Source organism: Streptomyces sp. NPDC090088 (assembly GCF_044747345.1).
In the GTDB taxonomy this organism is placed as follows: Bacteria; Actinomycetota; Actinomycetes; order Streptomycetales; family Streptomycetaceae; genus Streptomyces.
Window position 1 is genome coordinate 462,878 of the sequence record NZ_JBIVDZ010000006.1, and the last position, 23,934, is coordinate 486,811.

At 72.1% G+C, this 23,934-nt stretch carries 22 protein-coding genes; 11 read left to right on the top strand and 11 right to left on the bottom strand.

Annotation, left to right across the window (positions count from 1 at the left end; all coding sequences use genetic code 11):
* Nucleotides 1-17: 17 nt before the first annotated feature.
* Complete coding sequence (locus ACIPSJ_RS29965) at nucleotides 18-1,259, bottom strand: M6 family metalloprotease domain-containing protein (protein WP_401350970.1); 1,242 nt, start codon at nucleotides 1,257-1,259, stop codon at nucleotides 18-20.
* Between the two features lie 1,038 nt (nucleotides 1,260-2,297).
* Here ACIPSJ_RS29965 and ACIPSJ_RS29970 point away from each other — a divergent pair.
* A complete protein-coding gene (locus ACIPSJ_RS29970) occupies nucleotides 2,298-2,948 on the top strand; it encodes a helix-turn-helix domain-containing protein (protein ID WP_359223114.1) in 651 nt (216 codons plus the stop codon).
* 252 nt (nucleotides 2,949-3,200) lie between these two features.
* On the top strand, nucleotides 3,201-4,742 hold the full coding sequence (locus tag ACIPSJ_RS29975) for an MFS transporter (RefSeq protein WP_359223112.1): 1,542 nt from the start codon (nucleotides 3,201-3,203) through the stop codon (nucleotides 4,740-4,742).
* A 56-nt stretch (nucleotides 4,743-4,798) separates the two neighbouring features.
* On the opposite strand, the gene ACIPSJ_RS29980 is transcribed toward ACIPSJ_RS29975, so the two are convergent.
* Nucleotides 4,799-5,314, bottom strand: a complete 516-nt coding sequence (locus ACIPSJ_RS29980; protein ID WP_355708529.1) for a MarR family transcriptional regulator — start codon at nucleotides 5,312-5,314, stop codon at nucleotides 4,799-4,801.
* A gap of 125 nt (nucleotides 5,315-5,439) precedes the next feature.
* On the opposite strand from ACIPSJ_RS29980, the gene ACIPSJ_RS29985 reads away from it, so the two are divergent.
* Nucleotides 5,440-6,231 carry a dioxygenase gene (locus tag ACIPSJ_RS29985; RefSeq protein ID WP_401350754.1) on the top strand — a complete coding sequence of 264 codons (792 nt, stop codon included), beginning with the start codon at nucleotides 5,440-5,442 and terminating at the stop codon, nucleotides 6,229-6,231.
* 74 nt (nucleotides 6,232-6,305) lie between these two features.
* Here the strand turns inward: ACIPSJ_RS29985 and ACIPSJ_RS29990 are convergent, their stop codons facing one another.
* Nucleotides 6,306-6,824, bottom strand: a complete 519-nt coding sequence (locus ACIPSJ_RS29990) for an N-acetyltransferase family protein (RefSeq protein WP_359223107.1) — start codon at nucleotides 6,822-6,824, stop codon at nucleotides 6,306-6,308.
* A 249-nt stretch (nucleotides 6,825-7,073) separates the two neighbouring features.
* Between ACIPSJ_RS29990 and ACIPSJ_RS29995 the strand changes: the two genes are divergently transcribed.
* Together ACIPSJ_RS29995 and ACIPSJ_RS30000 are read left to right on the top strand one after the other, a co-directional pair.
* Complete coding sequence (locus tag ACIPSJ_RS29995) at nucleotides 7,074-8,087, top strand: sigma-70 family RNA polymerase sigma factor (protein ID WP_359223105.1); 1,014 nt, start codon at nucleotides 7,074-7,076, stop codon at nucleotides 8,085-8,087.
* Between the two features lie 524 nt (nucleotides 8,088-8,611).
* On the top strand, nucleotides 8,612-9,244 hold the full coding sequence (locus ACIPSJ_RS30000; RefSeq protein WP_401350971.1) for a TetR family transcriptional regulator: 633 nt from the start codon (nucleotides 8,612-8,614) through the stop codon (nucleotides 9,242-9,244).
* A 13-nt stretch (nucleotides 9,245-9,257) separates the two neighbouring features.
* Here ACIPSJ_RS30000 and ACIPSJ_RS30005 read toward each other — a convergent pair whose 3' ends face one another.
* A complete protein-coding gene (locus ACIPSJ_RS30005; RefSeq protein ID WP_359223101.1) occupies nucleotides 9,258-10,274 on the bottom strand; it encodes a YafY family protein in 1,017 nt (338 codons plus the stop codon).
* 77 nt (nucleotides 10,275-10,351) lie between these two features.
* Between ACIPSJ_RS30005 and ACIPSJ_RS30010 the strand changes: the two genes are divergently transcribed.
* The 5 genes from ACIPSJ_RS30010 to ACIPSJ_RS30030 all read left to right on the top strand — a co-directional run bounded on the left by ACIPSJ_RS30010 (nucleotide 10,352) and on the right by ACIPSJ_RS30030 (nucleotide 16,598).
* Nucleotides 10,352-11,896, top strand: coding sequence for an MFS transporter (locus ACIPSJ_RS30010; protein ID WP_401350972.1), 1,545 nt, complete (start codon nucleotides 10,352-10,354; stop codon nucleotides 11,894-11,896).
* A 233-nt stretch (nucleotides 11,897-12,129) separates the two neighbouring features.
* Nucleotides 12,130-12,891 (top strand): DeoR/GlpR family DNA-binding transcription regulator, encoded by a 762-nt coding sequence (locus ACIPSJ_RS30015; protein WP_359223099.1) that lies wholly within the window; start codon nucleotides 12,130-12,132, stop codon nucleotides 12,889-12,891.
* Nucleotides 12,892-12,920: 29 nt separating this feature from the next.
* Nucleotides 12,921-13,868: a 1-phosphofructokinase gene (pfkB, locus tag ACIPSJ_RS30020; protein ID WP_401350973.1), complete on the top strand. Its 948-nt coding sequence runs from the start codon at nucleotides 12,921-12,923 to the stop codon at nucleotides 13,866-13,868.
* 247 nt (nucleotides 13,869-14,115) lie between these two features.
* Nucleotides 14,116-16,236: a fructose-specific PTS transporter subunit EIIC gene (locus tag ACIPSJ_RS30025; RefSeq protein WP_401350756.1), complete on the top strand. Its 2,121-nt coding sequence runs from the start codon at nucleotides 14,116-14,118 to the stop codon at nucleotides 16,234-16,236.
* Between the two features lie 110 nt (nucleotides 16,237-16,346).
* Nucleotides 16,347-16,598: a hypothetical protein gene (locus ACIPSJ_RS30030; RefSeq protein WP_355708543.1), complete on the top strand. Its 252-nt coding sequence runs from the start codon at nucleotides 16,347-16,349 to the stop codon at nucleotides 16,596-16,598.
* 36 nt (nucleotides 16,599-16,634) lie between these two features.
* Here the strand turns inward: ACIPSJ_RS30030 and ACIPSJ_RS30035 are convergent, their stop codons facing one another.
* From ACIPSJ_RS30035 to ACIPSJ_RS30050, 4 genes are all read right to left on the bottom strand, one after another.
* On the bottom strand, nucleotides 16,635-17,378 hold the full coding sequence (locus tag ACIPSJ_RS30035; RefSeq protein WP_359223095.1) for a DUF6227 family protein: 744 nt from the start codon (nucleotides 17,376-17,378) through the stop codon (nucleotides 16,635-16,637).
* Nucleotides 17,379-17,535: 157 nt separating this feature from the next.
* Nucleotides 17,536-18,762 carry an Ig-like domain-containing protein gene (locus ACIPSJ_RS30040; RefSeq protein ID WP_401350758.1) on the bottom strand — a complete coding sequence of 409 codons (1,227 nt, stop codon included), beginning with the start codon at nucleotides 18,760-18,762 and terminating at the stop codon, nucleotides 17,536-17,538.
* A gap of 166 nt (nucleotides 18,763-18,928) precedes the next feature.
* Nucleotides 18,929-19,978 carry a P1 family peptidase gene (locus ACIPSJ_RS30045; RefSeq protein ID WP_401350760.1) on the bottom strand — a complete coding sequence of 350 codons (1,050 nt, stop codon included), beginning with the start codon at nucleotides 19,976-19,978 and terminating at the stop codon, nucleotides 18,929-18,931.
* A 50-nt stretch (nucleotides 19,979-20,028) separates the two neighbouring features.
* On the bottom strand, nucleotides 20,029-21,267 hold the full coding sequence (locus ACIPSJ_RS30050) for a low temperature requirement protein A (RefSeq protein WP_401350762.1): 1,239 nt from the start codon (nucleotides 21,265-21,267) through the stop codon (nucleotides 20,029-20,031).
* Nucleotides 21,268-21,429: 162 nt separating this feature from the next.
* Between ACIPSJ_RS30050 and ACIPSJ_RS30055 the strand changes: the two genes are divergently transcribed.
* Nucleotides 21,430-21,618, top strand: coding sequence for a hypothetical protein (locus ACIPSJ_RS30055; protein WP_355708552.1), 189 nt, complete (start codon nucleotides 21,430-21,432; stop codon nucleotides 21,616-21,618).
* A 16-nt stretch (nucleotides 21,619-21,634) separates the two neighbouring features.
* Here the strand turns inward: ACIPSJ_RS30055 and mscL are convergent, their stop codons facing one another.
* The 3 genes from mscL to ACIPSJ_RS30070 all read right to left on the bottom strand — a co-directional run bounded on the left by mscL (nucleotide 21,635) and on the right by ACIPSJ_RS30070 (nucleotide 23,884).
* Nucleotides 21,635-22,111: a large conductance mechanosensitive channel protein MscL gene (mscL, locus tag ACIPSJ_RS30060; protein ID WP_359223088.1), complete on the bottom strand. Its 477-nt coding sequence runs from the start codon at nucleotides 22,109-22,111 to the stop codon at nucleotides 21,635-21,637.
* Nucleotides 22,112-22,249: 138 nt separating this feature from the next.
* Complete coding sequence (locus ACIPSJ_RS30065) at nucleotides 22,250-22,903, bottom strand: hypothetical protein (RefSeq protein ID WP_401350764.1); 654 nt, start codon at nucleotides 22,901-22,903, stop codon at nucleotides 22,250-22,252.
* Between the two features lie 147 nt (nucleotides 22,904-23,050).
* On the bottom strand, nucleotides 23,051-23,884 hold the full coding sequence (locus ACIPSJ_RS30070; RefSeq protein ID WP_401350766.1) for an S-methyl-5'-thioadenosine phosphorylase: 834 nt from the start codon (nucleotides 23,882-23,884) through the stop codon (nucleotides 23,051-23,053).
* Between the last annotated feature and the right edge of the window lie 50 nt (nucleotides 23,885-23,934).

Sequence of the window (23,934 nt, forward strand, 5' to 3'; positions counted from 1 at the left end):
GCCCTGCCGGCCGGCCGCTATCCCCGGATCACCCGCACCCGGTAGTCCCCCGACCCCGTCCCGTCCACGGCCGACACCTGTACCTCGATCCCGTGCTGCGGGTCCTTGAAGGTCTCGCCCGGGCCGAACGGGGCGTCGGAGAGTTCCGCCTGGACGTTGGGGCTGCGGGTGCAGCCGCCGGAGTCGCCGTGGGCGTCGTACACCTTGATCGGTCCGCGGCCGGTGTCGATGTTCGCGTCGACCTTGTAGATGAGGACGCCGGGGCGGCAGACCTCCTCGTCGTTGCCGCCCTTGGCGCGCACCTCCAGGGCGTAGCCGGTGCGGGCGTCGACGGGGACGAAGACCAGTTTGCGGCCGCCGGGGACGGAGAGGGGGGTGAGGGTGTAGTCGGTGCTGCCCTTCGCCGCCGCGCAGCTGACCTGGTCGGGGTCCAGCCAGCCCAGCTTCCACTTGTGCCAGGCGAGCAGGTCGTTGTCGGCCCCCCAGTCCTCGCTCATGATGTCCCAGTGCCCGACCGCGCCCCCGCCCTCCTGGGTGTAGAGGTCGGGCAGGCCGAAGACATGGCCGTTCTCGTGCGGGAGGACGCGGTAGCCGGTGCGGGCGTAGGAGCCGGAGCCGTCGTCCTGGCGGGAGTAGACGAACGAGGCGTTGGCGACCGGGATGCCGTCGGCGACCGGGGCGTCGGCGTTGCCGGCGAAGGTCACCGACAGGACCGTGTCCAGGGCGGAGGGGCCGGCGTTCGGGGAGACCAGGACGTTCAGGAGGTCGTACGACCGGAAGTCCACGTCCGGGTCGGCGGCGGCCACGATGTCCTGGACCAGCTGCCGGTAGCCGGGGTCGAAGGGGGCGCCGCGCTCTATGCCGTAGGCGGCGAACGGCTTGGGCATCCGCAGCCAGTGGTCGATCGGGGCGGCCGGCTGGTAGTCGAGCTTGCCGTAGGAGGCGGTGCGGAACCAGTCCTGGGTCTGCGGGAAGAACTCGTGGTAGCGGTCGAGCGCGCTGCCCTGGCCGGGGGCGTCGGAGAAGTCGACCATCAGGGTCAGGGCGTGCACGGTGCCGGTGGATCGGGAGTAGCCGCCCGGGGTGGGGATGCCCTCGGTCATCTGGACCTCGTGGCCGCCGCTGATCAGGCAGGGGCCGTAGGCGGAGGAGCGGGCCAGCGCGATCGGGCCGGCGCCGGCCGGGGTGGGGGCCGCCGTGAGGCGCCCGGTGCCCGCCGAGGTGCCGACCGCCAGGATCAGCACGGTCACGGCGGCGATCGAGACCGCCCGGCGCGTCCCGGTCCGCCGCCGCCTTACGCATACCTGCCGACCGGTGGGGGTGATCCGACCGGTTGGGGTGATGCGGTCGGTTGGGGTGATCCGACCGGTTGGGGTGATGCGGCCGGTGGGGGTGATGCGGCTGTTCGGGGTGATCCGGTCGGTCGGGGTGATCCGGCCGGTGGGGGTGATGCGGTCGGTCGGGGTGATCTCGCCGGTCGGGGAGATCCCGCCGTCCGGGGTGAACTGGCCGTTCGGGGTGATCCGGTCGGTCGGGGTGATCTCGCCGGTCGGGGTGATCCGGTCGGTCGGGGAGATCCCGCCGTCCGGGGTGAACTGGCCGCTCGGGTCGGCCCGGTCCCTCGGGTTGCTCCGGCCGTTCAGGTCGCTCCCGCCGCTCGGATCGTTCCGGCCACTCACGGGTATCGGGCGGTCCGACGATATGGAGCGGTCCGCCAGCATGGGGCGGTCCGCGGGCATGGGGTCGTCCGGGGGTATCGGGCGGTCCTCGGATATGGAGCGGTCCGCGGGCATAGGGCGGTCCCCGCGCATGGGGCGGTCCCCGGGTACCGGCGGCCGGTCCGCGGATTCGGGCCGGTCCGCAGGCGTAGGCCGGTCCGCAGGCGTGGGCCGGTCCGCAGGCGTAGGGCCGTCCCCGGACATGGGCCGGTTGCCGGGCATGGGCCGGTTCCCGGGCATGGGCCGGTTCCCAGGTGTGTGGGGGTGCCCGGGCAGGGGGCGGCGGCTGGGCTGCGGCTGCATGCATGGACCTTTCGCTCCACGGCAGCCGCCGGTCTCCGGCTGCACCCTTTCGATCACCCTGTGTCGACAGGGCCGCGGGCGCGCGTTGGAGGGGCCGATCGTGGGATTCCCCGGGCGGAAGAGTGTGAGTCAGGTCACATGAAGTTTGGGGAAAGCTCGGAAATAACCGGGGAGCCCTTCCCCGTTTAGACCTGTGTCCGCGCGAAACGGGGAGCGGATCCCCGGATCGCGGAAACCAGACAGACCGACGTCCGTCCGACCGACCAGGAGTGCGCCGTGCAGACCGCGACCGCTACCCCCGCCGTGCGCAAGGCACCCCGGCCCCGCGCCGACGCCCTGCGCAACCGGGAGCGGATCGTCACCGCCGCCCGGGAGATGTTCACCGAGTACGGCCCTGACGTGCCGCTCGACGAGATCGCCCGCCGGGCCGGGGTCGGCAACGCCACCCTGTACCGCAACTTCCCCGACCGCGACGCGCTCGTCCGTGAGGTCGTCTGCTCCGTGATGGACCGGACGTCCGAGGCGGCCGAGCTGGCGCTCGCCGAGACCGGGGACGCCTTCGAGGCGCTGGAGAGGTTCGTGCACGCCTCCGCCGACGAGCGGATCAGCGCGCTGTGCCCGATGGTCGCCAGCACCTTCGACGAGAACCACCCCGACCTGGAAGCGGCGCGTGAGCGGTGCGAGCGGCTCATCGGGCAGCTCATGGACCGTGCCAAGGCGTCCGGACGGCTCCGGCCGGATGTGGGCGTCGGCGACGTGATGATCGCCGTGGCCCAGCTCAGCCGGCCCCCGGCCGGTACCGGCTGCCGGATCAACGACCGCTTCGTCCACCGTCATCTGCAGCTGTTCCTGGACGGACTGCGGGCCCCGGCCCGCTCCACCCTGCCCGGCACGGCCGTGACCATGGAGGACCTCCGCCAGGCCTGACCCAGCACTCAGCCGCGAACCACCGACGAGCACGGATCGGTGAGCACCGATCAGTTCGGGACCGCCGACCGGTCCCCTACCTCAACACGTCCCGTTCTCCGCCAAGGCCACCGTCACCTCACCGAGTCCGACCTTCCGTCACCACGTTCTGACTTCCCGTCACGAAGTCAAGAAGTCACGCACTTACGCAGTCACCCAGTCACGCAGTCACGCATTTCTCAAAGTCAACGAAGTCACGAAGTGGGTACCCCCATGTCTGAAACAGCCGCCAAGGCTCCCGGCGCCGCGGACGAGCGTTCCGCGCACGCCAACCGCTGGCGAGCGCTGATCTTCATCGCGCTCGCCCAGCTGATGGTCGTCCTCGACGCCACCATCGTGAACATCGCACTGCCCTCCGCCCAGACCGACCTGGGCATCTCCGACGGCAACCGGCAGTGGGTCGTCACGGCCTACGCCCTCGCCTTCGGCGGTCTGCTGCTCTTCGGCGGCCGTATCGCCGACCTCTGGGGCCGCAAGCGGGCCTTCGTCATAGGCCTGATCGGCTTCGCCGCGGCCTCCGCGCTCGGCGGCGCCGCGACCACCGGCGCCATGATGTTCGGCGCCCGTGCCCTGCAGGGCGTCTTCGGCGCCATGCTCGCCCCGGCCGCGCTCTCCCTGCTCGCCGTGATGTTCACGGACGCCAAGGAGCGTGCCAAGGCGTTCGGTATCTACGGCGCGATCGCCGGTGGCGGCGGCGCCGTCGGCTTCATCCTCGGCGGCGTGCTCACCGAGTACCTGGACTGGCGCTGGACGTTCTTCGTGAACATCCCGTTCGCCATCGTCGCCGCGCTCGGCGCGTACTTCGTCATCCGTGAGCCGGAGGGCGGCCGCAACCGCAACCCGCTCGACATCCCCGGCGTGCTGCTCTCCACCCTCGGCCTGGTCTCGCTGGTCTACGGCTTCACCCGCGCCGAGTCCGACGGCTGGGGCGACACCACCACCGTCGGCCTGTTCGTCGCCTCCGCGGTCCTGCTGATCGCGTTCGTCGTCACCGAGTCCCGGGTCAAGGCCCCGCTGCTGCCGCTGCGCGTGATCCTCGACCGCAACCGCGGTGGCATCTACCTCTCGCTCGGTATCGCGATCATCGCGATGTTCGGCACCTTCCTCTTCCTGACCTACTACCTCCAGGTCATCAAGGGCTTCTCGCCGATCAAGACCGGCTTCGCCTTCCTGCCGATGATCGCGGGCATGATGATCGGCTCCACCCAGATCGGCACCCGGCTGATGACCCGGGTCCCGGCCCGGGCGCTGATGGGCCCCGGCTTCCTGGTCGCCGCGGCCGGCATGCTGGTCATGACCCAGATCGAGATCGGCTCGTCGTACGCCTCGACGATCCTGCCCGCGATGGTGCTGCTCGGCCTCGGCATGGGTACCGCGTTCATGCCGGCCATGTCCCTGGCCACGCTCGGCGTCGAGCCCCGGGACGCCGGTGTCGCCTCCGCGATGGTCAACACCTCGCAGCAGGTCGGCGGCGCGATCGGCACCGCCCTGCTGAACACCATCGCCGCCTCCGCGACGACGTCGTACATCAAGGACCACATCGCGACCGCGGCCTCCAAGCCGCAGCAGCAGCTGGTCCAGATGGAGGGCGCGGTGCACGGCTACGCCAACGCGATCTGGGTCGCCGTCGGCATGCTGGTGCTGGCCGCGGTCGTCGTGGTGAGCCTCGTCAACGCCGGCCGGCAGGACACCACGCCGGTCGCCTCCGGTGACGGAGCGGAGGACGAGGTGGCGGTTCCGGTGGTCGCCCACTGAGCCCGCCTCCGCGTCTCTGAGCTCCGGGTACCCGCTCGCGGACCTGTCCCGGCTCCTCAGCGGAGCCAGGGCAGGTCCGCGCCCGCTTCGCTGGGCTGCAGGCCCTCGGCGACGATCTGCATGATCTCGCCGAGGGCCTGCTGCTGTTCGGGGGTCAGCCGCTCGAACAGCGCCTGCCGTACGGCGGCCACATGGCCCGGCGCGGTGCGCCGCAGCACCTCGGCGCCCTCGTCGGTCAGGACGGCGAACTGGCCGCGCTTGTCGGAGGGGCAGTCCTCCCGGCGTACCCAGCCGTTCTTCTCCAGCCGGGCGACGGCGTGCGAGAGCCGGGACCGGGTGATCTTCGCGTTCATCGCCAGCTCGGTCATCCGCAGCCGCCGGCCGGGTGCCTCGGCGAGCCCGACGAGCAGGCCGTAGTAGATGTGCGGCATCCCCGCGTCCCGCTGGAGCTGACGGTCCAGATGGTCCTCCAGCAGGGTCGTGGCGTGCAGATACGAGCGCCAGACGCGCTGTTCGTCCTCGGTGAGCCAGCGCTCCTGCTGGGCCGTGGCGGATGCGGATGCCGTATTCATGTATCCCACTCTACGAGGCCCCTCCTTGAAGATTAAACAAGTGGCGCGTAAGGTGTCGGGAGAAAGCTTGAGAGTTAAAACATCGGGGCCGGGTCGAGGCCCTGCCTCCGGAGGGAGCCGCCGTCATGTCCGCCGCCGCCCGGGAGCGTATGCCCGCCCTCTATCTGAGCCACGGCGCGCCGCCGCTCGCCGACGACCCCGTCTGGCCGGGCGAACTGGCCGCCTGGAGCGCGGACCTGCCCCGCCCCAAGGCGATCCTGATGGTCTCCGCGCACTGGGAGGAGGCCCCCCTCGCCCTCGGTGCCGTACAGCCCGTCCCCCTCGTCTACGACTTCTGGGGCTTCCCCGAGCACTACTACCAGGTGCGGTACGACGCCCCCGGCGCGCCGGAGCTGGCCGAGAGCGTGCGCAAGCTGCTGCACGCCCCCGGTACCCCCGTGCAGGACATCCCGGACCGCGGCCTCGACCACGGCGCCTATGTGCCCCTGGTGGAGATGTTCCCGGCAGCGGACATCCCCGTCCTGCAGATATCCATGCCCACCCTCGACCCGGTCCGCCTGATGGAGATCGGCCGCAGGCTCGCCCCGCTGCGCGACGAGGGCGTGCTGATCGTCGGCTCCGGCTTCTTCACCCACAACCTGGCAGCCCTGCGTCACCTCGGCAGTGGTGTGCCGGCCTGGTCCTCCGAGTTCGACGACTGGGGGCACCGGGCGCTGGAGAACCGCGACTGGGACGCCCTGCTCGACTTCCTCGACAAGGCCCCGGCCGGCCGCTACGCCCACCCGCGCACCGAGCACTTCGCCCCGCTCTTCGTCACCATGGGCGCGGCGGAGGCCGGCGGCGAGCTGGACGCGCAGAAGTCGGTGATCGACGGGTTCTGGATGGGGATGGCGAAGCGGTCGGTGCAGTTCGGCTGACCGCTGACCGCTGACCGCTGACCGCTGACCGCTGACCGCTGACGGTGGCTGACGGCCGCCTTCGCCGCTGAGGCCTAGAGGGGCTTCTCGTACCAGGCCACGTCCCAGTAGCGGCCGAACTTGCGGCCCACCTCGCGGTACGTGCCGACGTACCGGAAACCGAAGCGCTCGTGCAGCCGGGTGGACGCCTCGTTCGGCTGCGCGACGCCCGCGTAGGCGCGGTGCAGGTCCTCTCCCGCGAGCGCCTCGAAGAGGGCCTTGTAGAGGAGCGTGCCAATACCGCGCCGGCCGGCCTGCGGGGCGACATAGACCGTGGTCTCCACGGAGGTCCCGTAGGCCGGTTTCGCGCGGTAGGGGCTGGATGTGGCGTACCCGAGAATCTCCTGTGAGTCCGCCGACGTGGCAACCATCAGGCGGTACGGGCCGTCTTCCGGGTGGGAGAGCAGCCACGGACGACGCTCTTCCGGCGTGAAGACCACCGTGTCGAATGTGATGGACGTCTCACGTACGTAGTGGTTGTAGATCTCCGTGAGGGCTTCGAGGTCTCCCTCGACTCCTGATCTGACCTGCACCTCTGTACGTTCCGACGACACCTTGCCTCCTCGGGTGGTCGCACAGGGTACTGCATGATCAGAAAAATCGGGGGTCGGCGTGGGAATTCTGTCCGGATTCCAGTCGTTGTTTCCTTCGGATGCCGGGCACTGGACGAGAGTCCCGGGAGTTCCAGGAGTGGAGTTCCGGGGCATCGCGAGCCGAGCGCCGGGCATGCGCCGAAGGACCGAGTAGGACCGAGAAGAACCGACAGGACCACCCCGCCCGCCCACCATCGCAAGGGAGCACGCATGGCAACCCGTGCCGTCGCCCGTCGTAAGACCGCCACTGGCGAGGCGGCCGAATCGGCAAGCAGTGTCCGCGCCCGTGGTGTTCGCAGCCACGCCGGCGAGATCGCCGACCGCGACCTGGTCGGCATGTACCTCGACGAGATCGCGCGTACACCGCTGCTCGACGCCGCCAAGGAAGTCGAGCTGTCGCAGGCCATCGAGGCGGGTGTGTTCGCGCAGCAGGTCCTCGACGGCGAGGAGGAGTCCACGTCGGACGCCACCCGCGAGGAGTTGGAGGCGCTCGTCGTCGCCGCCGACCGGGCGAAGGACGTCTTCATCCGCTCCAACCTCCGCCTGGTCGTGGCCGTCGCGCGGCGCTACCCGCGCAGCGGACTGCCCCTCCTCGACCTGATCCAGGAGGGCAACGCCGGCCTGGTGCGCGCCGTCGAGAAGTTCGACTACCGCAAGGGCTTCAAGTTCTCGACGTACGCCACCTGGTGGATCCGCCAGGCCATCACCCGCTCCATCGCCGACCAGTCCCGGACCATCCGGCTCCCCGTCCACCTGGTGGAGGAGCTCGGCCGGATCCGGCGCGTGCAGCGCGAGTTCAACCGGAAGAACGGCCGCGACCCGGAGCCGGCCGAGATCGCCGCCGAGCTCGACTCGACCCCGGAGCGCGTCACCGACGTGCTGGACTGGGCCCGCGACCCGGTCTCGCTGAACATGTCGGTGGACGACGACGGCGACACCCAGTTCGGCGACCTCCTGGAGGACACGTCGGCGGTCAGCCCCGAGCAGTCCGTCCTCACCCTGCTGCGCAGCGAGGAACTGGACGACCTGATCGGCCGCCTGGACCAGCGCACGGCCTCCATCATCAAGATGCGGTACGGCATCGAGGACGGCCGCGAGCGCACGCTGACCGAGGTCGGCAAGGAGCACGGTCTGACCCGCGAGCGCATCCGCCAGATCGAGAAGCACGCGCTGCTGGAGCTGAAGAAGCTGGCCCGTTCCACCGGGTTCGAGCCGGCCGCGTAACAAGAGGTGAGGTTCGTGGGGTCGGATGCGGGGCTCGCGTGCTTGGGGGCGCGCGAGGCTCCGCTCACCCGCCGCGCGTGCGCCGGGTGGCGAAAGACGGCGCAAACATGGCGCGGTACCGCCGCTTCAAGGCTCTGGGTGTAGGGAACAACCATTCAGGGCCGGGGAGTTGACCACTCCGGCAGCGGCTGCCGACGCCCCGGCAAGACCTTCGACCTTCTCCGACGGCCCCTCGACAAGCCACGTCCCGACGCACCATCCCCCCGGCGCCGGGACTTTCCCCGAGCCGGGCTTCGGCGCCCATCCCCCCCCGGGTGCCGGGGCCCGGCTCCACCCCGCACAGGCCGCACCTGCGGAAACGGTGGCCCACCCCGTACCTGAACCACGGGGTGAACCACCGGATGGCAGATTCTGCCACAGCGGCATAGCCTGCCGGGGTGAGCACCCCCAGCACCACCGGCGACACCTCCCGGCAGGATCCCCCCGCCGCTTCCCTGACGGAGCGGCGCAAGGCGGAGACCCGGATGGAGATCGCCAGGGCGGCCGCGGGCCTCTTCGTGCGGCGGGGCCTGCGGGCCACCCGCGCCGAGGACATCGCCCAGGCCGCGGGCATCGCCCCCCGCACGTTCTACCGCTACTTCGCCACGAAGGAGGAAGCGGTCGCCCCGCTCTACGCGGCGGGCGCCCGCCGCTGGGCGGAGGCGGTGCGCTCGGCCCCGGCGGCGCTCTCCGTCCCCGAGGCCCTGGAACACGCGGTGCACCACACCCTGACCCCCGGCGAGGGCGTCTCCGCGGCCTCCTGGGAATGGGTCCGCACCCTGATGCACCTGGCCGACACCAGCCCGGCCCTGCGCAGGGTGTGGGCCGAGGTGTGCCGTTCCTCGGAGGACCTCCTGACGTCGATCCTGGCGGAGCGCACGGCCACCCCCGCCGACAACGTTGCCCCGCACCCGCACCCGCACCCGCACCCGCACCCTCACCCGCACCTCCGCTTCACCTCGGCGGTGGCCAGCGCGGCGGTCCGGGTGGCGGTGGAGTCCTGGGCGGCGGGCACGTCCCCCGCGTCCGGAGCGCAGGGCCCGGCAGCCCTGGCGCTGCGCAACCTGGGGGCGCTGCGCGGGTTCGCCTGGGGAGCGGGGGAGGCGGCGGGAGCGTAGCCCGTACGACGGCTCAGCCGCGCCCACCCGCCCGGCTCAACCGGCCCCCCAACTCCCGTACGCACGCCACGAGTTCCGCGGGCTCCCGGACCGCGAACTCGCATCCCGCCATCACCAGCCGCACCGCCAGCCACTCCATCGGATCCCCGGTGGACCCCCGCACCACACACCACCCGGCGCCCCCTTCGCCCGTCTCGCCCCTCTCGCCTTCCTCGTCCCCCTCGCCCCCCTCGTCCACGGGTGTCCCCAGCCACTTCGGCAGCCGGGCCCCCACCTCCGCCGCCGTCCCGGCGAACGCGACGGCGAACTCGTACGTCTCCTGCTGCCGTTGGATCGACCGCCGCAGGTACTCCGCCGCGCTCCCGGTCGGCAACTCCCGCGGCGCGAACCGCGCTCCGGTCGCGAACGGCTCGCTCACCCGGTCGACCCGGAACGTCCGCCAGTCGTCGCGGTCGAGGTCGTACGCCACGAGGTACCACCGCCGCCCGGTCGAGACCAGCCGGTACGGCTCGGCCTGCCGCCGCGTCTCGCTGCCGTCCGCCGCGCGATAGGCGAACCGCAACCGCTCCCGCCCCGCGACCGCGGAGGCCATCACGGTCAGTGTCTCGGGCGCGATGCTCGCGCCGTCCCCCGATGTCAGCGGGGTGGTCGCGGCCTGGAGCGTGCTCACCCGGTGCCGCAGCCGGGCCGGCAGCACCTGCTCCAGCTTGGCCAGCGCCCGTACGGACGCCTCGTCCACGCCCGCCACGGCATGCCCGGCGCCGGCCCGCAGCCCGACCGCGATGGCCACCGCCTCCTCGTCGTCGAGCAGCAGCGGCGGCATCGCCTTCCCGGCGACCAGCCGGTACCCCCCGTCGGAGCCCTTGCTGGCCTCCACGGGATACCCCAGCTCCCGCAGCCGGTCGATATCGCGCCGCACGGTACGCCGGGACACCTGGAGCCGGTCGGCGAGCTCACCACCGGGCCATTCGCGGGGCGTCTGGAGAAGAGACAGAAGCTGAAGCAGCCGAGCCGGAGTGTCTGTCGTCATGCATCAGAGGATGCCGTACCACTAGGACAAGATCTGGCCTAGTGCGCCTTTAGGTTGACCCTATGACCTCCAGCGAGATGAGCGCCCTTGAGGGGCGCGGGGAACCGGCCGCGCCGCTCCCCGGCTCCCCGCCCGACCGAACCCGATGGCTGGCCCTGGCCATCGTCATGACCGCGGCCTTCATGGACCTGGTCGACGTCACGATCGTCAACATCGCCATCCCCTCCATCCAGCGGGACGCCGGCGCCACCTTCAGCCAGATCCAGTGGATAACCGCCGGCTACGCCCTCGCCTTCGCGGCCGGCCTGATCACCGGTGGCCGTCTCGGTGACATCCACGGCCGCAAGCGGATGTTCCTGGTCGGGGTCGCCGGCTTCACCCTCGCCTCGGCGCTGTGCGGCTTCGCCGCGAACCCGGAGATGCTGGTCGCCTCCCGGATCCTGCAGGGCGGCATGGCCGCGATGATGGTCCCGCAGGTCCTCTCGATCGTGCACGCCACCTTCCCGGCCCACGAACGCGGCAAGGTCTTCGGCCTGTTCGGCGGGATCGTCGGCCTGGGCGCGGTCTCCGGCCCGCTGCTCGGCGCCCTGCTCACCGAGTGGAACCTCTTCGGCCTCGAATGGCGCCCGATCTTCCTGATCAACCTTCCGGTCGGCATCGCCGCCCTCCTCCTCGGCCGCCGTTACATCGGCGAATCCAAGGCCCCGAAGGCGCTGAAACTGGACCTGGTCGGCGTGGCCCTGGTGACCCTCGGGCTGCTGATGCTGCTCTACCCGCTGACCCGTGGCCGCGAGCTGGGCTGGCCGCTGTGGGGGTACGCGTCGATGGCCGGCGCGCTCGTCGTCTTCGGCGTGCTGATCGCCTACGAACGCCGCAAGGCCGCCCGCGACGGTTCGCCCCTCATCGAGACGTCCCTCTTCACCGTGAAGAGCTTCGCCGCGGGCATCGCCGTGCAGACCGTCTTCGGTGTCGCGCTCGGCGTGTTCTTCCTGGTCTGGACGCTGTACATGCAGATCGGCCTCGGCTGGACCCCGCTGCACGCGGGCCTGACCGGGGTGCCGTTCTCCCTCGCGGTGTCCGTCGCGGCCGGCATGTCCGTGCAGAAACTGGTTCCGCGCTTCGGCCGCAAGGTGCTCCAGGCGGGGGCCCTGCTGATGGGCCTCGGTGTGCTGCTCTACATCTGGGAGTCCGACCGCTACGGCCTCGCCATCGCCTCCTGGCAGATGGCCCTGCCGCTGGTCGTGATGGGCGTGGGCATGGGCCTGATCGTCGCCCCGCTGACCGACATGGTGCTGTCGGAGGTGCCGCGCGAGCACGCCGGTTCCGCGTCCGGCCTGATCAACACCGTCCAGCAGATGGGCAACGCGCTCGGTCTCGGCCTGGTCTCCGTGGTCTTCTTCGGTGTCATCGGCGACCGGCTCACCCCGGCCGAGGTCGGCCCGGCCTTCGCCCACGCCTTCCGGCACGCGCTGGTCTGGGTGGCCGTCGTCATGGCCGTGATCTTCCTGCTGATGTCCGCCCTGCCCAGGCGCGCGGCACAGCATCTGGAAGGCGGCGACACCGACGAGCCGCTCCCCGCGCCCGAGTCGGCGCCGGAGTCGGCGGGCGAACTCGTCCACTGACGGCCCGACCAGCGGCGAGGGGCCCGGCACCGGAAGGTGCCGGGCCCCTCGTGCTGCGTTCGGAGTTCCGGGTCCGGAAGTCCGATCATGTCCGATTGAGGCCCGAACCTGTTTACTTTCTGGAAATCCGGGCGTAGCCTCCCTGCGAAACCACAAGTTCGGGCATGAGTCAGACGCAGTCGGACATGGACCGGACGGCAGTCGGACGTATCGTGGAGCGGAGGCACAGGGGCATGTACGCACCGGAGCGGCAGCAGGAGATTCTCCGGCTCGCCCGTGACGGCGGCCGGGTGGACGTCGTGTCGCTCGCCGAGGAGTTCCAGGTCACGCAGGAGACGATCCGCCGCGATCTGAAGGCCCTCGACCGGGCCGGCCTCGTCCGCCGGGTGCACGGCGGCGCCATCCCGGCCGGACGCCTCGACTTCGAGCCGGACCTCGCCGAGCGCGAGTCCACCTCGGCCGACGAGAAGGACCGCATCGCCAAGGCCGCCGTCCCGGAGCTGCCGACCGAGGGCACCCTGATCCTCGACGCCGGTTCGACGGTCGCCCGGCTCGCCGCGGCCATCCCGCTGGACGCGGAGCTCACCGTCGTCACCCACAGCCTCCCCATCGCGGCCCGCCTCGCCGACCACCCGGGCATCCAGCTCCACCTGGTCGGGGGGCGCGTACGGCACCGCACGCGCGCCGCCGTGGACGCCTGGGCGCTCCGCGCGTACAGCGAGATCCGCGCCGACGTCCTGTTCGTCGCCGCCAACGGCTTCTCCGCCGAGCAGGGCCTCACCACCCCCGACCTCGCCGAGGCCGCGGTCAAGCGGGCGGCCGTCGCCGCGGCCCGCCGGGTGGTCCTGCTCGCCGACTCCGCCAAGCACGGCCAGGAGCACTTCGCCCGCTTCGGCGACATGGGCGACGTGGACCTGCTGATCACCGACAGCGGACTGAGCCCCGAGGACACCGCCGCCATCGAGCGCGGCGGCACGGAAGTAGTACGAGCATGAGCACCACGAGCGCCACGAACGGCACCGGCATGATCCTCACCGTCACCCCCAACCCCTCCCTCGACCGCACCTACGAGGTGCCCGCCCTGGAGCGCGGCGAGGTCATCCGGGCCACCGGCGAACGCATGGACCCCGGCGGCAAGGGCGTGAACGTCTCCCGGGCGGTCGCGGCCGCCGGGCGGCGCACGGTCGCCGTCCTGCCCCTGGGGGGTGCGCCGGGCGCGCTGGTCGCCGACCTGCTGGACGCGCAGGGCATCGAGGTCGCGCCGGTCCCGGTCGCCGGAGCCACCCGCTCCAACATCGCGCTCGCCGAGTCCGACGGGGTGCTCACCAAGATCAACGCGCCCGGTCCGGAACTCTCCGCCGACGAGCAGGAACTCCTCCTCGACACCGTCCGCGAGCAGTCCCGTGACGCCGACTGGATCGCCTGCTGCGGCAGCCTGCCGCGCGGGCTCGCGCCCTCCTGGTACGCCGATGTCGTCGCCCGGGCGCACGCCGGGGGCGCGCGGATCGCGCTGGACACCTCGGGGCGCGCGCTGCTCGAAGCGCTGCGCGAGCAGCCCGACGTGGTGAAGCCGAACGCCGAGGAGCTCGCGGAGGCCGTCGGGCGCCCCCTGGCGACGGTGGGCGACGCGCTCAAGGCGGCCGAGGAGCTGCGCGGCATGGGCGCCCGCGCCGTCCTCGCCAGCCTGGGCGCCGACGGCCAGCTCCTGGTGGAGGACGAGGGCGCCTGGTTCGCGAGCGCCCGGGTGGACACCGTCCGCAGCAACGTCGGCGCCGGCGACTCCTCCCTCGCCGGTTTCCTGATCGCCGGCGGCAGCGGCCCCCGGGCCCTCGCCTCCGCCGTCGCCCACGGCGCCGCCGCCGTACAGCTGCCCGGCAGCGTGATGCCCACCCCCGCCGACCTGGACCCGGAGTCGGTCACCGTCACCGACCGCGTCCCCGTCGACCGCGAACTGACGGAGCCGGTGTCATGAACGCAGAAACGACCCTTCAGGCGGCCGCGCTCCTCCCCGGCGCCGCCCGCCGACAACCGGCCCAGGAGCGGCGAGGTCCCTCGTTACTCGCCGCGCACACGGGCCGTCGGGGCACCCTGAGCCGCCCCGCCGTCCCCGGGAGGCGGGGCTTCCCCGGCCCCGTCTCCCACCCCGCCCCCCACGGCACCCCCGTCCCCACCCCCGCCCACCCCACACCCCGGGCGATACGCGTGCATAGGAGCCCGCGATGAGCGACATGATCACCGCGGACCTGGTCGATCTCGACCTGTCCGCCGACTCCAAAGAAGCGGCGGCGCGCGCCCTCGCCGAGCGCATGGTGAGCCTGGGCCGGGTGACCGACCTGGAGGGCTTCCTCGCCGACGTGGCCGCCCGCGAAGCCCAGATGCCCACCGGCCTCGACGGCGGCATCGGCATCCCGCACTGCCGCAGCGCCCATGTCACCGAGCCGACGCTCGCCTTCGGGCGCAGCGCCGCCGGCATCGACTTCGGCGCCCCGGACGGCCCCGCCGACCTGATCTTCCTGATCGCGGCCCCGGCCGGCGCCGACGACGCCCACCTCACGATCCTCTCCGCCCTGGCCCGCCAGCTGATGAACAGCGAGTTCACGGACGCGCTGCGGTCGGCGGGCGACGCGGAGACGGCGGCGGCGCTGATCCGAGGAGACGAGGCGGCGGCGACGCCCGAGACTCCTGCGGCCGAGGGCGCCGTGAGCGCCTCCCAGAACACCGCTGCGGCGCCGGCGGCGGCCTCCGCCGGCACCGCAGCGGCCAGCACGAGCCGCACGAGCACGGACGTGGGCGCGGGCGCGGGCGCGAGTTCGGACGCGGGCTCGGAAGCGGGCGGGCGCCCCTTCCGTATCGTCGCCGTCACCTCCTGCCCGACCGGTATCGCCCACACCTACATGGCGGCCGAGTCCCTGGAGAACGCGGGCCGTGAGGCGGGTGTCGAGCTCGTCGTGGAGACGCAGGGCTCGGCCGGCTTCACCCGGCTCGACCCCGAGATCATCGCGGCGGCGGACGGCGTGATCTTCGCGCACGACGTACCCGTGCGCGAGAAGGACCGCTTCGCCGGCAAGCCCACCGTCGACGTCGGCGTGAAGGCGGGCATCAACCGCCCCGCCGAGCTGATCGGCGAGGTGCGGGAGCGGGCGGCCCGCGGCGAGGTGACGTCCGGTTCCGCGCCGTCCACGCCGGTCGAACGCGCCGGTGAGGCCGGCGAGGGCTACGGCACCAAGCTGCGCAAGTGGCTGATGTCCGGCGTCAGCTACATGGTCCCGTTCGTCGCGGCCGGCGGTCTGCTGATCGCCCTCGGCTTCGCGATCGGCGGCTACAAGGTCAACAAGGCACCGTCGGTGATGGACCACTTCGTGTGGACCCAGGGCGACAGCTGGGCCGCGCTGCTCTTCCAGATCGGTGTCGTCTCCTTCGGCTTCCTGGTCCCGGTCCTCGCGGGCTACATCGCCTACGGCATGGCGGACCGGCCGGGTCTGGTCCCCGGTTTCGTGGGCGGCATGATCGCCTCCACCATCAACGCGGGCTTCCTCGGCGGCCTGGTCGCCGGTCTGCTGGCCGGTGGCGTGGTGATGGGGATCCAGAAGATCAACATCCCGGCGGCGCTGCGCGGCATCATGCCGGTGGTGGTGATCCCGCTGATCTCCTCGGCGATCGTCGGGTTCCTGATGTTCGTCGTGGTCGGCAAGCCCATCGCCTCCGCCCAGAAGGGCATGACCGACTGGCTGAACGGCCTCTCCGGCTCCAACGCCATCCTGCTCGGCGCCCTGCTCGGCCTGATGATGTGCTTCGACCTCGGCGGCCCGGTCAACAAGGTCGCGTACACCTTCGCCACCGCCGGTATCGCGGTCTCCAACCCCAGTGACTCCGCGATGAAGATCATGGCGGCGGTCATGGCGGCCGGCATGGTCCCGCCGCTGGCGATGGCCCTGGCCACCACCGTGCGCGGCAGGCTCTTCACCCAGACCGAGCGCGAGAACGGCAAGGCCGCCTGGGTGCTCGGCGCGTCCTTCATCTCCGAGGGCGCCATCCCGTTCGCCGCGGCCGACCCGCTGCGCGTCATCCCGTCCTCGATGGTCGGCGGCGCGGTCACCGGCGCCCTGTCGATGGCCTTCGGCGCCACCCTGCGCGCCCCGCACGGCGGCATCTTCGTGGTCCCGCTGATCGGCAACCCGTTCCTCTACCTGATCGCCATCGCCGCCGGTGTCTGTGTCACCACGGCCCTGGTCGTCGTCCTGAAGGGCCTGCGCAAGCCGGCCGGGCAGTCCGCTGCGGGCGGCACCGCCCCCGGTGCGGCCGCCGCCGCGAAGGAGGACCGCCAGCCGGTCGCGGCCTGAGCGTCCGCGACCCTCTTGTCCCTTTGATGCGCTGTGAGTTGTTCACGGCACCTGCGAGATACGTCACGGTCCGGGACCAAAGTCCCGGACCGTGGTGTGTACTGGGCCGTATGCCTGCGCACGTCTCGACCCTCCAGCTGATCGGCATGGCCGCGCTCACCCTGGCGACCGTCGCCTGGGCGGTCGTCGTGACGCGTCTGCTGCGCCGCAACCGCCGCGCGGCCCTCGCCTGGCACGCGGGCCGGGTGCTCCCCGTCCTCCCGCACCAGGAGCAGGCCGGTCCGCCCCGCGAGTCCGTCGAACTGACCCCGGCCGAACAGGACGCCTTCGCCGGCCTGGTCCGCCGACTCGGCGGCCGCTGAGGCCCGCCGGACCTCTCCGGGCCCGCCCGCTGCTCTCTAGCCCCGCCGCTCCATCGCGTCCCTGGCCGCGTCCTCCGTCGGGTACACCTCGCACCGGTGGCGGCCGTCCGGGGTCGCCGTGTGCTCGACCTCCCACAGGGACAGCTCCCGGCCGTCCCGCAGCAGGAACGCGTGCTCGTAGAGCGAGAAGCTCAGACCCGCACGCCCCGCCCGTCCCGCCCGGCCCGGGCGTCCGAACGCCTGGGTGATCTGGTGCGCGAACGCCGTCGTCAGCACCTGGGCCGTCTCCGCGTCCGGCCGGTCGGCGTTCTCCGCGCGGCGCAGCAGCCTGCGCGCGTGGTCCGCCGAGTCGTCCGGCACATACACATGGCGGGGCTCGAGGACCGGCGCCAGGGTCGTCAGCACCGGCAGCTCGAAGTCCGGGGCGTCCGGCGGTAACGGAAGCCGCGCGGTCGCCGCCCGCAGCTCCTCCTCGTCGACGTACACCTCGTGCTGCGGGTCGCTGCCCGGCGCGGTGTTGTGCACGAGCTCCCACAGCGTGACCGCCGAGCCGTCGGCCAGCAGCCAGGTGTGCCGGTACGTCTCCCGGTGCAGCCCCGCGCTGTGGTGCGCGGAGTGCAGCGAACTGTCGTGCGCCAGCGCGCAGTCCAGCTGCCTTATGGCCTCGTCCGGCAGCTCGAAGGAGTTCAGGGCACGGCCGAGGAGCCGCGCGAGGTGCTCCTCCGGAGACTCGGGCGACTCGGCTGGTTCGTACGCTGCCGTCTCGTACGGAACGCTCAAGGTTTCTCCCGGCGTTGCTGCATGTCACCTTGTGGGTGCATACCGTAGCCCCTCGGTCGGACATCATGTCCGGGAACCGAGAAAACGTACGCCGGGAAAACGCGCGGGCCGCGCGAAAAGTTCCCGCGCGGCCCGACGATCCGTCAAAAGCGGCCGGTCATACGGCGCTTCCGGCGGTCCAGTCGCTCCACGACAGGTTCCATCCGTTGAGGCCGTTGTCCGGCTGCACGGTCTTGTCGGGGGAGTTCTTCACGATCACGACGTCCCCGATGAGGGAGTTGTCGTAGAACCACTTGGCCGTCGTGTCGCCCTGCGCGCCCTGCACGTCCGCCATGCCCACGCAGCCGTGGCTGGTGCCCTGCTGCCCGAACGGCGGGTTGGACTTGTTGTACCAGTAGTTGCCGTGGATGAACGTCCCCGACGTCGTCAGGCGCATCGCGTGCGGCACGTCCGGGATGTCGTACTCCCCGCCGAGGCCCACCGTCTGGCTGTTCATCCGGGTCTGGGTGAACTTCTCCGAGATCACCATCTGCCCGTTGTACGTCGTGTGCTGCGGGCTGCCCGTGGACACCGGCACCGACTTGAGGACCTTGCCGTCCCGCACCACGGTCATGGTCTGCGTGTTCGCGTCCACCGTGGAGACCTGCGAACGGCCGACGGTGAACGACACCGTCTTCTTCTGCACCCCGTAGACGCCGTTCGCGCCCTCGACCCCGTCCAGGTCGATCTTCATCGTGACCTTGGAGCCGGCCTTCCAGTAGTCCTGCGGCCGGAAGTCCAGGCGCTGCGCCCCGAACCAGTGGCCCACGACCTGCTGGCCGCTGCTGGAGGTGACCGTGATGTGCGACTGCACGGCCTTCTTGTCGGTGATGACCTTGTCGAAGTTGAACGACACCGGCATCCCCACGCCGACCGTCGTCCCGTTGTCCGGGGTGTACGTGCCGATGTAGCTGTTCGCCGAATTGACCGTGGTGAAGATGGAGTTGGCCGCCGCCGTGAGCCCCTTGGAGTCCTTGGCGGTCGCCGATATCTCGTACTTCGTGCCGCGCTCCAGCTGCTCCTTCGGCTTCCAGACGCTGCCGTCCGCCGAGACGGTGCCCTCGACCGCCTGCCCCGACCCCGACACGGTCATCTTCACGTCGGTCAGCTTGCCGTCGCTGACCTGCACGCCGGTCGTGTTGATGGACGCGCCGGTCGAGCCGTCCTTCGCCGAGATCACGATCTTCGCGGTGGACGTCTTGGCGGCGCTGTCCTGCCCGCCGCCCTTGCTGTCGTTGGTCTTGGCGTCGGCGTTGCCACCGCAGGCGGTGAGGGTGAGGGCGCCGACCATCAGGGCGGCACAGGCCCCCAGTACGCGCCGCGCTGCAATGTCCGGCGTTGTCACGGGCTGCTCCAGTTCCTTGTGATGTGCGTGATCCGCTCCGAGTCGTGGAGAAAGAGGGCTCCGGTGCGGGGCGGGGTTCCCCCGAACGGCCGAGAACGCCATCACGTGACAGAACCGGGACAATCGACAGGAACGCGCAAGGTTCCGGGCGCGACCCGCGCCGCCGTCACCGCTCCCCGTGCGGCTCCTCCTGAGACGCCCCGTACAGCTCCTCGTACGAGGGCCACACCCCGCCCGGTCCGTCCACCGGCTCGGCGGCCCGCACGGCGCGCACGATGGCGCGCGTCACCAGGTCCGCGCCGGCCGCGAGGATCTCGTTGAGCGCGAGCGGGTGCTCGTCCAGCGGCCGCGCGCCGGTGGCCAGCGCGAACACCGTGTCCCCGTCGTTGAGCAGGTGCACCGGCCGGATGGCGCGGGCGATGCCGTCGTGCGCCGTACCGGCGAGCTTCTGCGCCTGTGCCTTGGAGAGTTCGGCGTCGGTGGCGACCACCGCGAGCGTGGTGTTGAGCAGCGGCGGCGCGTTCTTGGCGGCGGCCTCCGCGAGCCGCCGGCGCGCGCTCTCGTGCACCCGCGGCTCCGGGAACTCCGCCCTTCCCTGGAACAACTCCCCGTACAGCGCGCCGGTCTCGGGCTGCAGCACCGCCCCGGCCGGGTTGGCGACCACCAGCGCGCCCACCGTGACCCCGGAGTCCAGTACGACGCTCGCGCTGCCGACGCCGCCCTTCAGCCCGCCGGCCACCGCACCCGTACCGGCGCCCACGCATCCTTCCCGCACCCGCGCCCCGGGCGCGCTCGCCGCGGCCGCCTCCACCGCCGCCCGCCCCAGCGCCGCGTCCGGCCGGGCCCGGAAGTCCCCGCCCCGGGCCAGGTCGAAGACGCAGGCGGCCGGCACCACGGGCACGACATGCGCCGGGCCGGCCCCGACCCGCACCCCGCGCCCCTGTTCCTCCAGCCAGGCCATCACGCCGGACGCCGCGTCGAGCCCGTAGGCACTGCCGCCGGTGAGCACGATCGCGTGCGCCCGCCGCACCACGTTCCGCGGATCCAGCGCGTCGGTCTCCTTGGTGCCGGGACCGCCGCCGCGCACGTCCACGGCGGCGACCGCGCCCTCCTCGGGCGGCAGGACCACCGTCGTACCGGTGAGCCAGCCCCCGCCGCTGCGGGTGGCGTGTCCCACGCGCAGCCCGGCCACGTCCGTCAATGCGTCAACCGTCATGACGGCCAGTCTGGCCCAGCCCGCGGGGTCCGGAGGCGGTTCCCGGCAGGTCAGGAGGCGGCCGCGGGGGCGTCCGCCGGGCGCTCGCGGGCGGCCGTGCGCGCCGTCAGGGTCGTCCCGGCCGTCACCGCCAGCGCGGAGACGATGCCCGCCGCCAGCACCGCCCAGCCGCCCAGGAAGGTGCAGCAGAGCACCAGCACCGCGGTGACCGGCAGCACCAGCTGCTGGGCGACGCCGACCTTGAAGTGCCGCGAGTGCAGCGCCCACACGGTCAGCAGGTACAGCGCCGTCGGCAGGGTCACGGCCAACGAGGCGGCCTGCGTCGAGATGTGCGCCTTGCCGACCGCCTCCTCGACGGCCACCTCCAGACCCGCGCCGATCGAGGCCGCCGACGCGAAGATGAAGTAGTGGCCGTAACCCCACAGGAACGACTCCCTGTTGGAGCGCAGATGGCCGTGGATCGGCACCACGAAGTAGATCCACCAGGCGGAGAAGACGATCAGCAGGCCGCCCGCCGCGATCGGCAGCAACTCGCCCAGCGCGTCGTGCTCGGCCGCGGCCGACCGCACGGCGACCGTCGCCGCCGCGATCGTCTCGCCGAGCACGATGATGGTGAAGAGCCCGAAGCGCTCGGCGATGTGGTGCGGGTGCCAGGAGGTGGTGTGGTCCTTCTCCGCGTACACCGGCACGCACAGTTCGGCGATCGCCATCACCAGGAACACCCAGGGACGCGCGTGTTCCGGCAGCACCACCAGCCCGAGCCAGCCGACCTGGCACAGCAGCACGCCGCCCGCGTACCGGAGCGCCATGATCCGCTCCGGCCCCCCGGCCCCGCGCGCGGCTCTCAGCCACTGCGAGGCCAGCGCCATCCGCATGATCACGTAGCCGATCAGGACCAGGGCGTAGTCGTGGTCGGCGAAGGCCCGCGAGACTCCGGCGGCCAGTACCAGCACGCCGGCGATCTGCACCAGGGTGACGACCCGGTAGAGCACGTCGTCGTTGTCGTACGCCGAGGCGAACCAGGTGAAGTTCATCCAGGCCCACCAGATGGCGAAGAAGATCATCGCGTAGTTCAGGACGCCCTCGCCCGCGTGGCCGGCCGCCACGGCGTGCACCAGCTCCGAGCCCGCCTGTGCGATGGCCACCACGAAACACAGGTCGAAGAAGAGTTCGAGCGGCGAGGAGACGCGGTGGGCCTCCTCGCGGCCACGCGCGGTGAGCCGGCGCAGCGGCCGGTGGGGCTGGGGCGCGCCCTGGGGAGCGGGCGCCGGAGCGGAACTCGACGTCATGCCCCCAGCACAGCAGAAATACGCGGCGATATCTTGCCCGGGAGCGCCCGGGAGCGCCCGGGAGCGCCCGGGAGCGTGCCGGGCGGCGGGGCCTGTGCGGGCGGCGAGGCCTGCGGAGGCGGCGCGGCCGGGCCGGGGCCGTACCGACCGTACCCTTGAGGCATGAGTACCGCCCCCGAGCCCGAGCCGCGCGACCCGAAGGCCGCGCTGATCTTCGACGACCCGCTGGACCGGCAGTCGTCGGACGACACGGACCGCGGCTGGGGCGACCGCCCGTCGGGCGACTCGGCGGCCGACTCCGCCGCCGACCTCAGGCGCTTCCTCGACGAGAAGCCGCCCCACCACCTCTGAGCCGCCCGCGCCGCCGCTAGCGCTGGTTGTGGCCGTTGCCGCGCTGCGCGACCAGGGCGTCGCGGATCTCCTTCAGCACCTCCAGCTCGGTCACCTCGATGACCTCGTGCGTGCCCTCCTTCGCCTTCCTGCGGGCCTCCACCCGGGCCAGGTACTTCGCCATCGGCAGGACCATCAGGAAGTACACGACCGCCGCGGTGATCACGAAGGAGAGCGTGGCCCCCAGGACCGAGCCCCACATGATCTGGACACCGTTCTTCACGGTGCCGTCCGCGTTCAGCGTGCACGGCTCCTTGATGCACGTGCTGTAGCTGTCGAGGTTCTGCGTGCCGATCGCCCCGACCAGCGGGTTGATGAGCCCCTTCACCACCGAGTTGACGATGTTCGTGAAGGCGGCGCCGATGACCACCGCGACCGCCAGATCGACGACGTTGCCGCGCATCAGGAAGGCCTTGAAGCCCTGCCAGACGCTCGGTTCCTTCTTCTCGCTCACCTCGGGGACTCTCCTTGTGTGCACAGGGTGTGGAACAAAACGCTCCGCAACCTACGTCACCGTGCGGCCATTGCGCCCAACCCGGTAGCTCGAAAGGGCGACTTGACAGCATTCGGCCGAGAAATCTCCCCAGGTTGTTCAGCACAGCGTCACCGCCAGCCGCGCCGTGGCGCTCGCACCGACCAGCCGCGCGGCCGTGGCCCGCGGCACCGAGAGCACGACCAGCGCCCCGCTCTCGGCGGCTCCGTCCACCGGCCGGGGCAGCTTCGTGACCCGGACCCCGCGCGCGAGCACCCGGGCCTCCCCGCCCCGTGCCGGATCCCCGGCCGCGATGACGTCCACCCGGTCACCGGGGCGCAGCAGCAGCACGGTGGCCGCGTCCGCGATCCGCACCGGCGCCGTCACCATGTCCACGGGCGGGGCGTGGCGTCGTAGCGGCGGCTGGGTGACCGGATGGCCCCGGGGCCGCTCGGCGGCGTGCGGGGGATCCGTGGCGGCCCGGGGTCCCGCCGCGACCAGCGCCGCCGCCGTGACCGCCAGACCGGCCGCCAGGGCCCGTCCGCGGTGCCGCAGCAGCCGTCCCGGCAGATACCGCCCGCCGCGCACCCGCACCGGCTCGAAGTGCGGGACCTCGCAGGTGGCGGGGGCGTCCGTGCCCAGCGGGCGCGGGACACGAAGGGTCGGCGGGAGGGCGGGGGAGGGGACGGAGGAGCGCGAGGAGAGGGAGGAGAGGGAGGAGAGGGAGGAGAGCGGGGGGAGCGGGGAGGGCGGGGAGGACGCGGGAACGGACATGTGGACCACCACCTGCGACGAGGAATCGGCTTGCGGTGCCACGATGGGGCCGCGCGCCGGAACCCGCCGGAGCCAGTGGGTTACCCACGGGTTGTGGACAACTCCGCCACCCGGACGAGGGGTGCGTGCGCTACGGCGAGGGGTGCGTTACAGCAGCGCGAACCCCGGATCCATCCCGCCGAGCGCGCTCGTGCACAGGCAGTCCCGGGCGGTGTTCTCCGGCAGGGCCGCCACCGCGTCGAACAGCACGCCCCGCAGCCGGTCCACGTTGGCCGCGAACACCCGCAGCACCTCGTCGTGCGAGACGCCCTCGCCGGTCTCGGCGCCCGCGTCCAGGTCCGTGACCAGGGTCAACGACGCGTAGCAGAGCTCCAGTTCCCGGGCGAGCGCCGCCTCGGGGTGGCCGGTCATGCCCACCACGGACCAGCCCTGCGCCTGATGCCACAGGGATTCGGCACGGGTCGAGAAGCGCGGCCCCTCGATCACGACCAGCGTGCCCCCGTCCACCGGCGCCCAGTCCCGGCCGCGGGCCGCCTTCAGCGCGGCGGCCCGGCCGGTGGGGCAGTAGGGGTCGGCCAGCGACACGTGCACCACGTTCGGCACGGTGCCGTCGGGCAGCGGCAGCCCGTCGAAGTAGGACTGCGCCCGGGACTTCGTACGGTCCACCAGCTGGTCCGGCACGAGCAGGGTGCCCGGTCCGTACTCGGGGCGCAGACCGCCCACCGCGCACGGGCCGAGCACCTGGCGCACGCCGACGGAGCGCAGCGCCCAGAGGTTGGCCCGGTAGTTGATGCGGTGCGGCGGCAGATGGTGGCCGCGTCCGTGGCGGGGGAGGAACGCGACCCGGCGGCCGGCGATCTCGCCGAGGAAGAGGGAGTCGCTGGGCGGCCCGTAGGGGGTGTCGACCTGGACCTCGGTCACGTCGTCGAGGAACGAGTAGAAGCCGGAGCCGCCGATTACGCCGATCTCTGCGTTCACCATGCCTCGCACCCTAGCTGGCCGCCGTGGCGGCCAGGAGCGGTGGCCGGGGA

Bases quoted from the DNA above. Each gene is read 5' to 3' on its own strand.
- ACIPSJ_RS29975 (WP_359223112.1), top strand. From the start codon at position 3,201: ATGTCTGAAACAGCCGCCAAGGCTCCCGGCGCCGCGGACGAGCGTTCC.
- ACIPSJ_RS29980 (WP_355708529.1), bottom strand. From the start codon at position 5,314: ATGAATACGGCATCCGCATCCGCCACGGCCCAGCAGGAGCGCTGGCTC.
- ACIPSJ_RS29985 (WP_401350754.1), top strand. From the start codon at position 5,440: ATGTCCGCCGCCGCCCGGGAGCGTATGCCCGCCCTCTATCTGAGCCAC.
- ACIPSJ_RS29995 (WP_359223105.1), top strand. From the start codon at position 7,074: ATGGCAACCCGTGCCGTCGCCCGTCGTAAGACCGCCACTGGCGAGGCG.
- ACIPSJ_RS30000 (WP_401350971.1), top strand. From the start codon at position 8,612: ATGGAGATCGCCAGGGCGGCCGCGGGCCTCTTCGTGCGGCGGGGCCTG.
- ACIPSJ_RS30005 (WP_359223101.1), bottom strand. From the start codon at position 10,274: ATGACGACAGACACTCCGGCTCGGCTGCTTCAGCTTCTGTCTCTTCTC.
- ACIPSJ_RS30010 (WP_401350972.1), top strand. From the start codon at position 10,352: ATGAGCGCCCTTGAGGGGCGCGGGGAACCGGCCGCGCCGCTCCCCGGC.
- ACIPSJ_RS30015 (WP_359223099.1), top strand. From the start codon at position 12,130: ATGTACGCACCGGAGCGGCAGCAGGAGATTCTCCGGCTCGCCCGTGAC.
- pfkB (WP_401350973.1), top strand. From the start codon at position 12,921: ATGATCCTCACCGTCACCCCCAACCCCTCCCTCGACCGCACCTACGAG.
- ACIPSJ_RS30025 (WP_401350756.1), top strand. From the start codon at position 14,116: ATGAGCGACATGATCACCGCGGACCTGGTCGATCTCGACCTGTCCGCC.
- ACIPSJ_RS30030 (WP_355708543.1), top strand. From the start codon at position 16,347: ATGCCTGCGCACGTCTCGACCCTCCAGCTGATCGGCATGGCCGCGCTC.
- ACIPSJ_RS30045 (WP_401350760.1), bottom strand. From the start codon at position 19,978: ATGACGGTTGACGCATTGACGGACGTGGCCGGGCTGCGCGTGGGACAC.
- ACIPSJ_RS30050 (WP_401350762.1), bottom strand. From the start codon at position 21,267: ATGACGTCGAGTTCCGCTCCGGCGCCCGCTCCCCAGGGCGCGCCCCAG.
- ACIPSJ_RS30055 (WP_355708552.1), top strand. From the start codon at position 21,430: ATGAGTACCGCCCCCGAGCCCGAGCCGCGCGACCCGAAGGCCGCGCTG.
- ACIPSJ_RS30065 (WP_401350764.1), bottom strand. From the start codon at position 22,903: ATGTCCGTTCCCGCGTCCTCCCCGCCCTCCCCGCTCCCCCCGCTCTCC.
- ACIPSJ_RS30070 (WP_401350766.1), bottom strand. From the start codon at position 23,884: ATGGTGAACGCAGAGATCGGCGTAATCGGCGGCTCCGGCTTCTACTCG.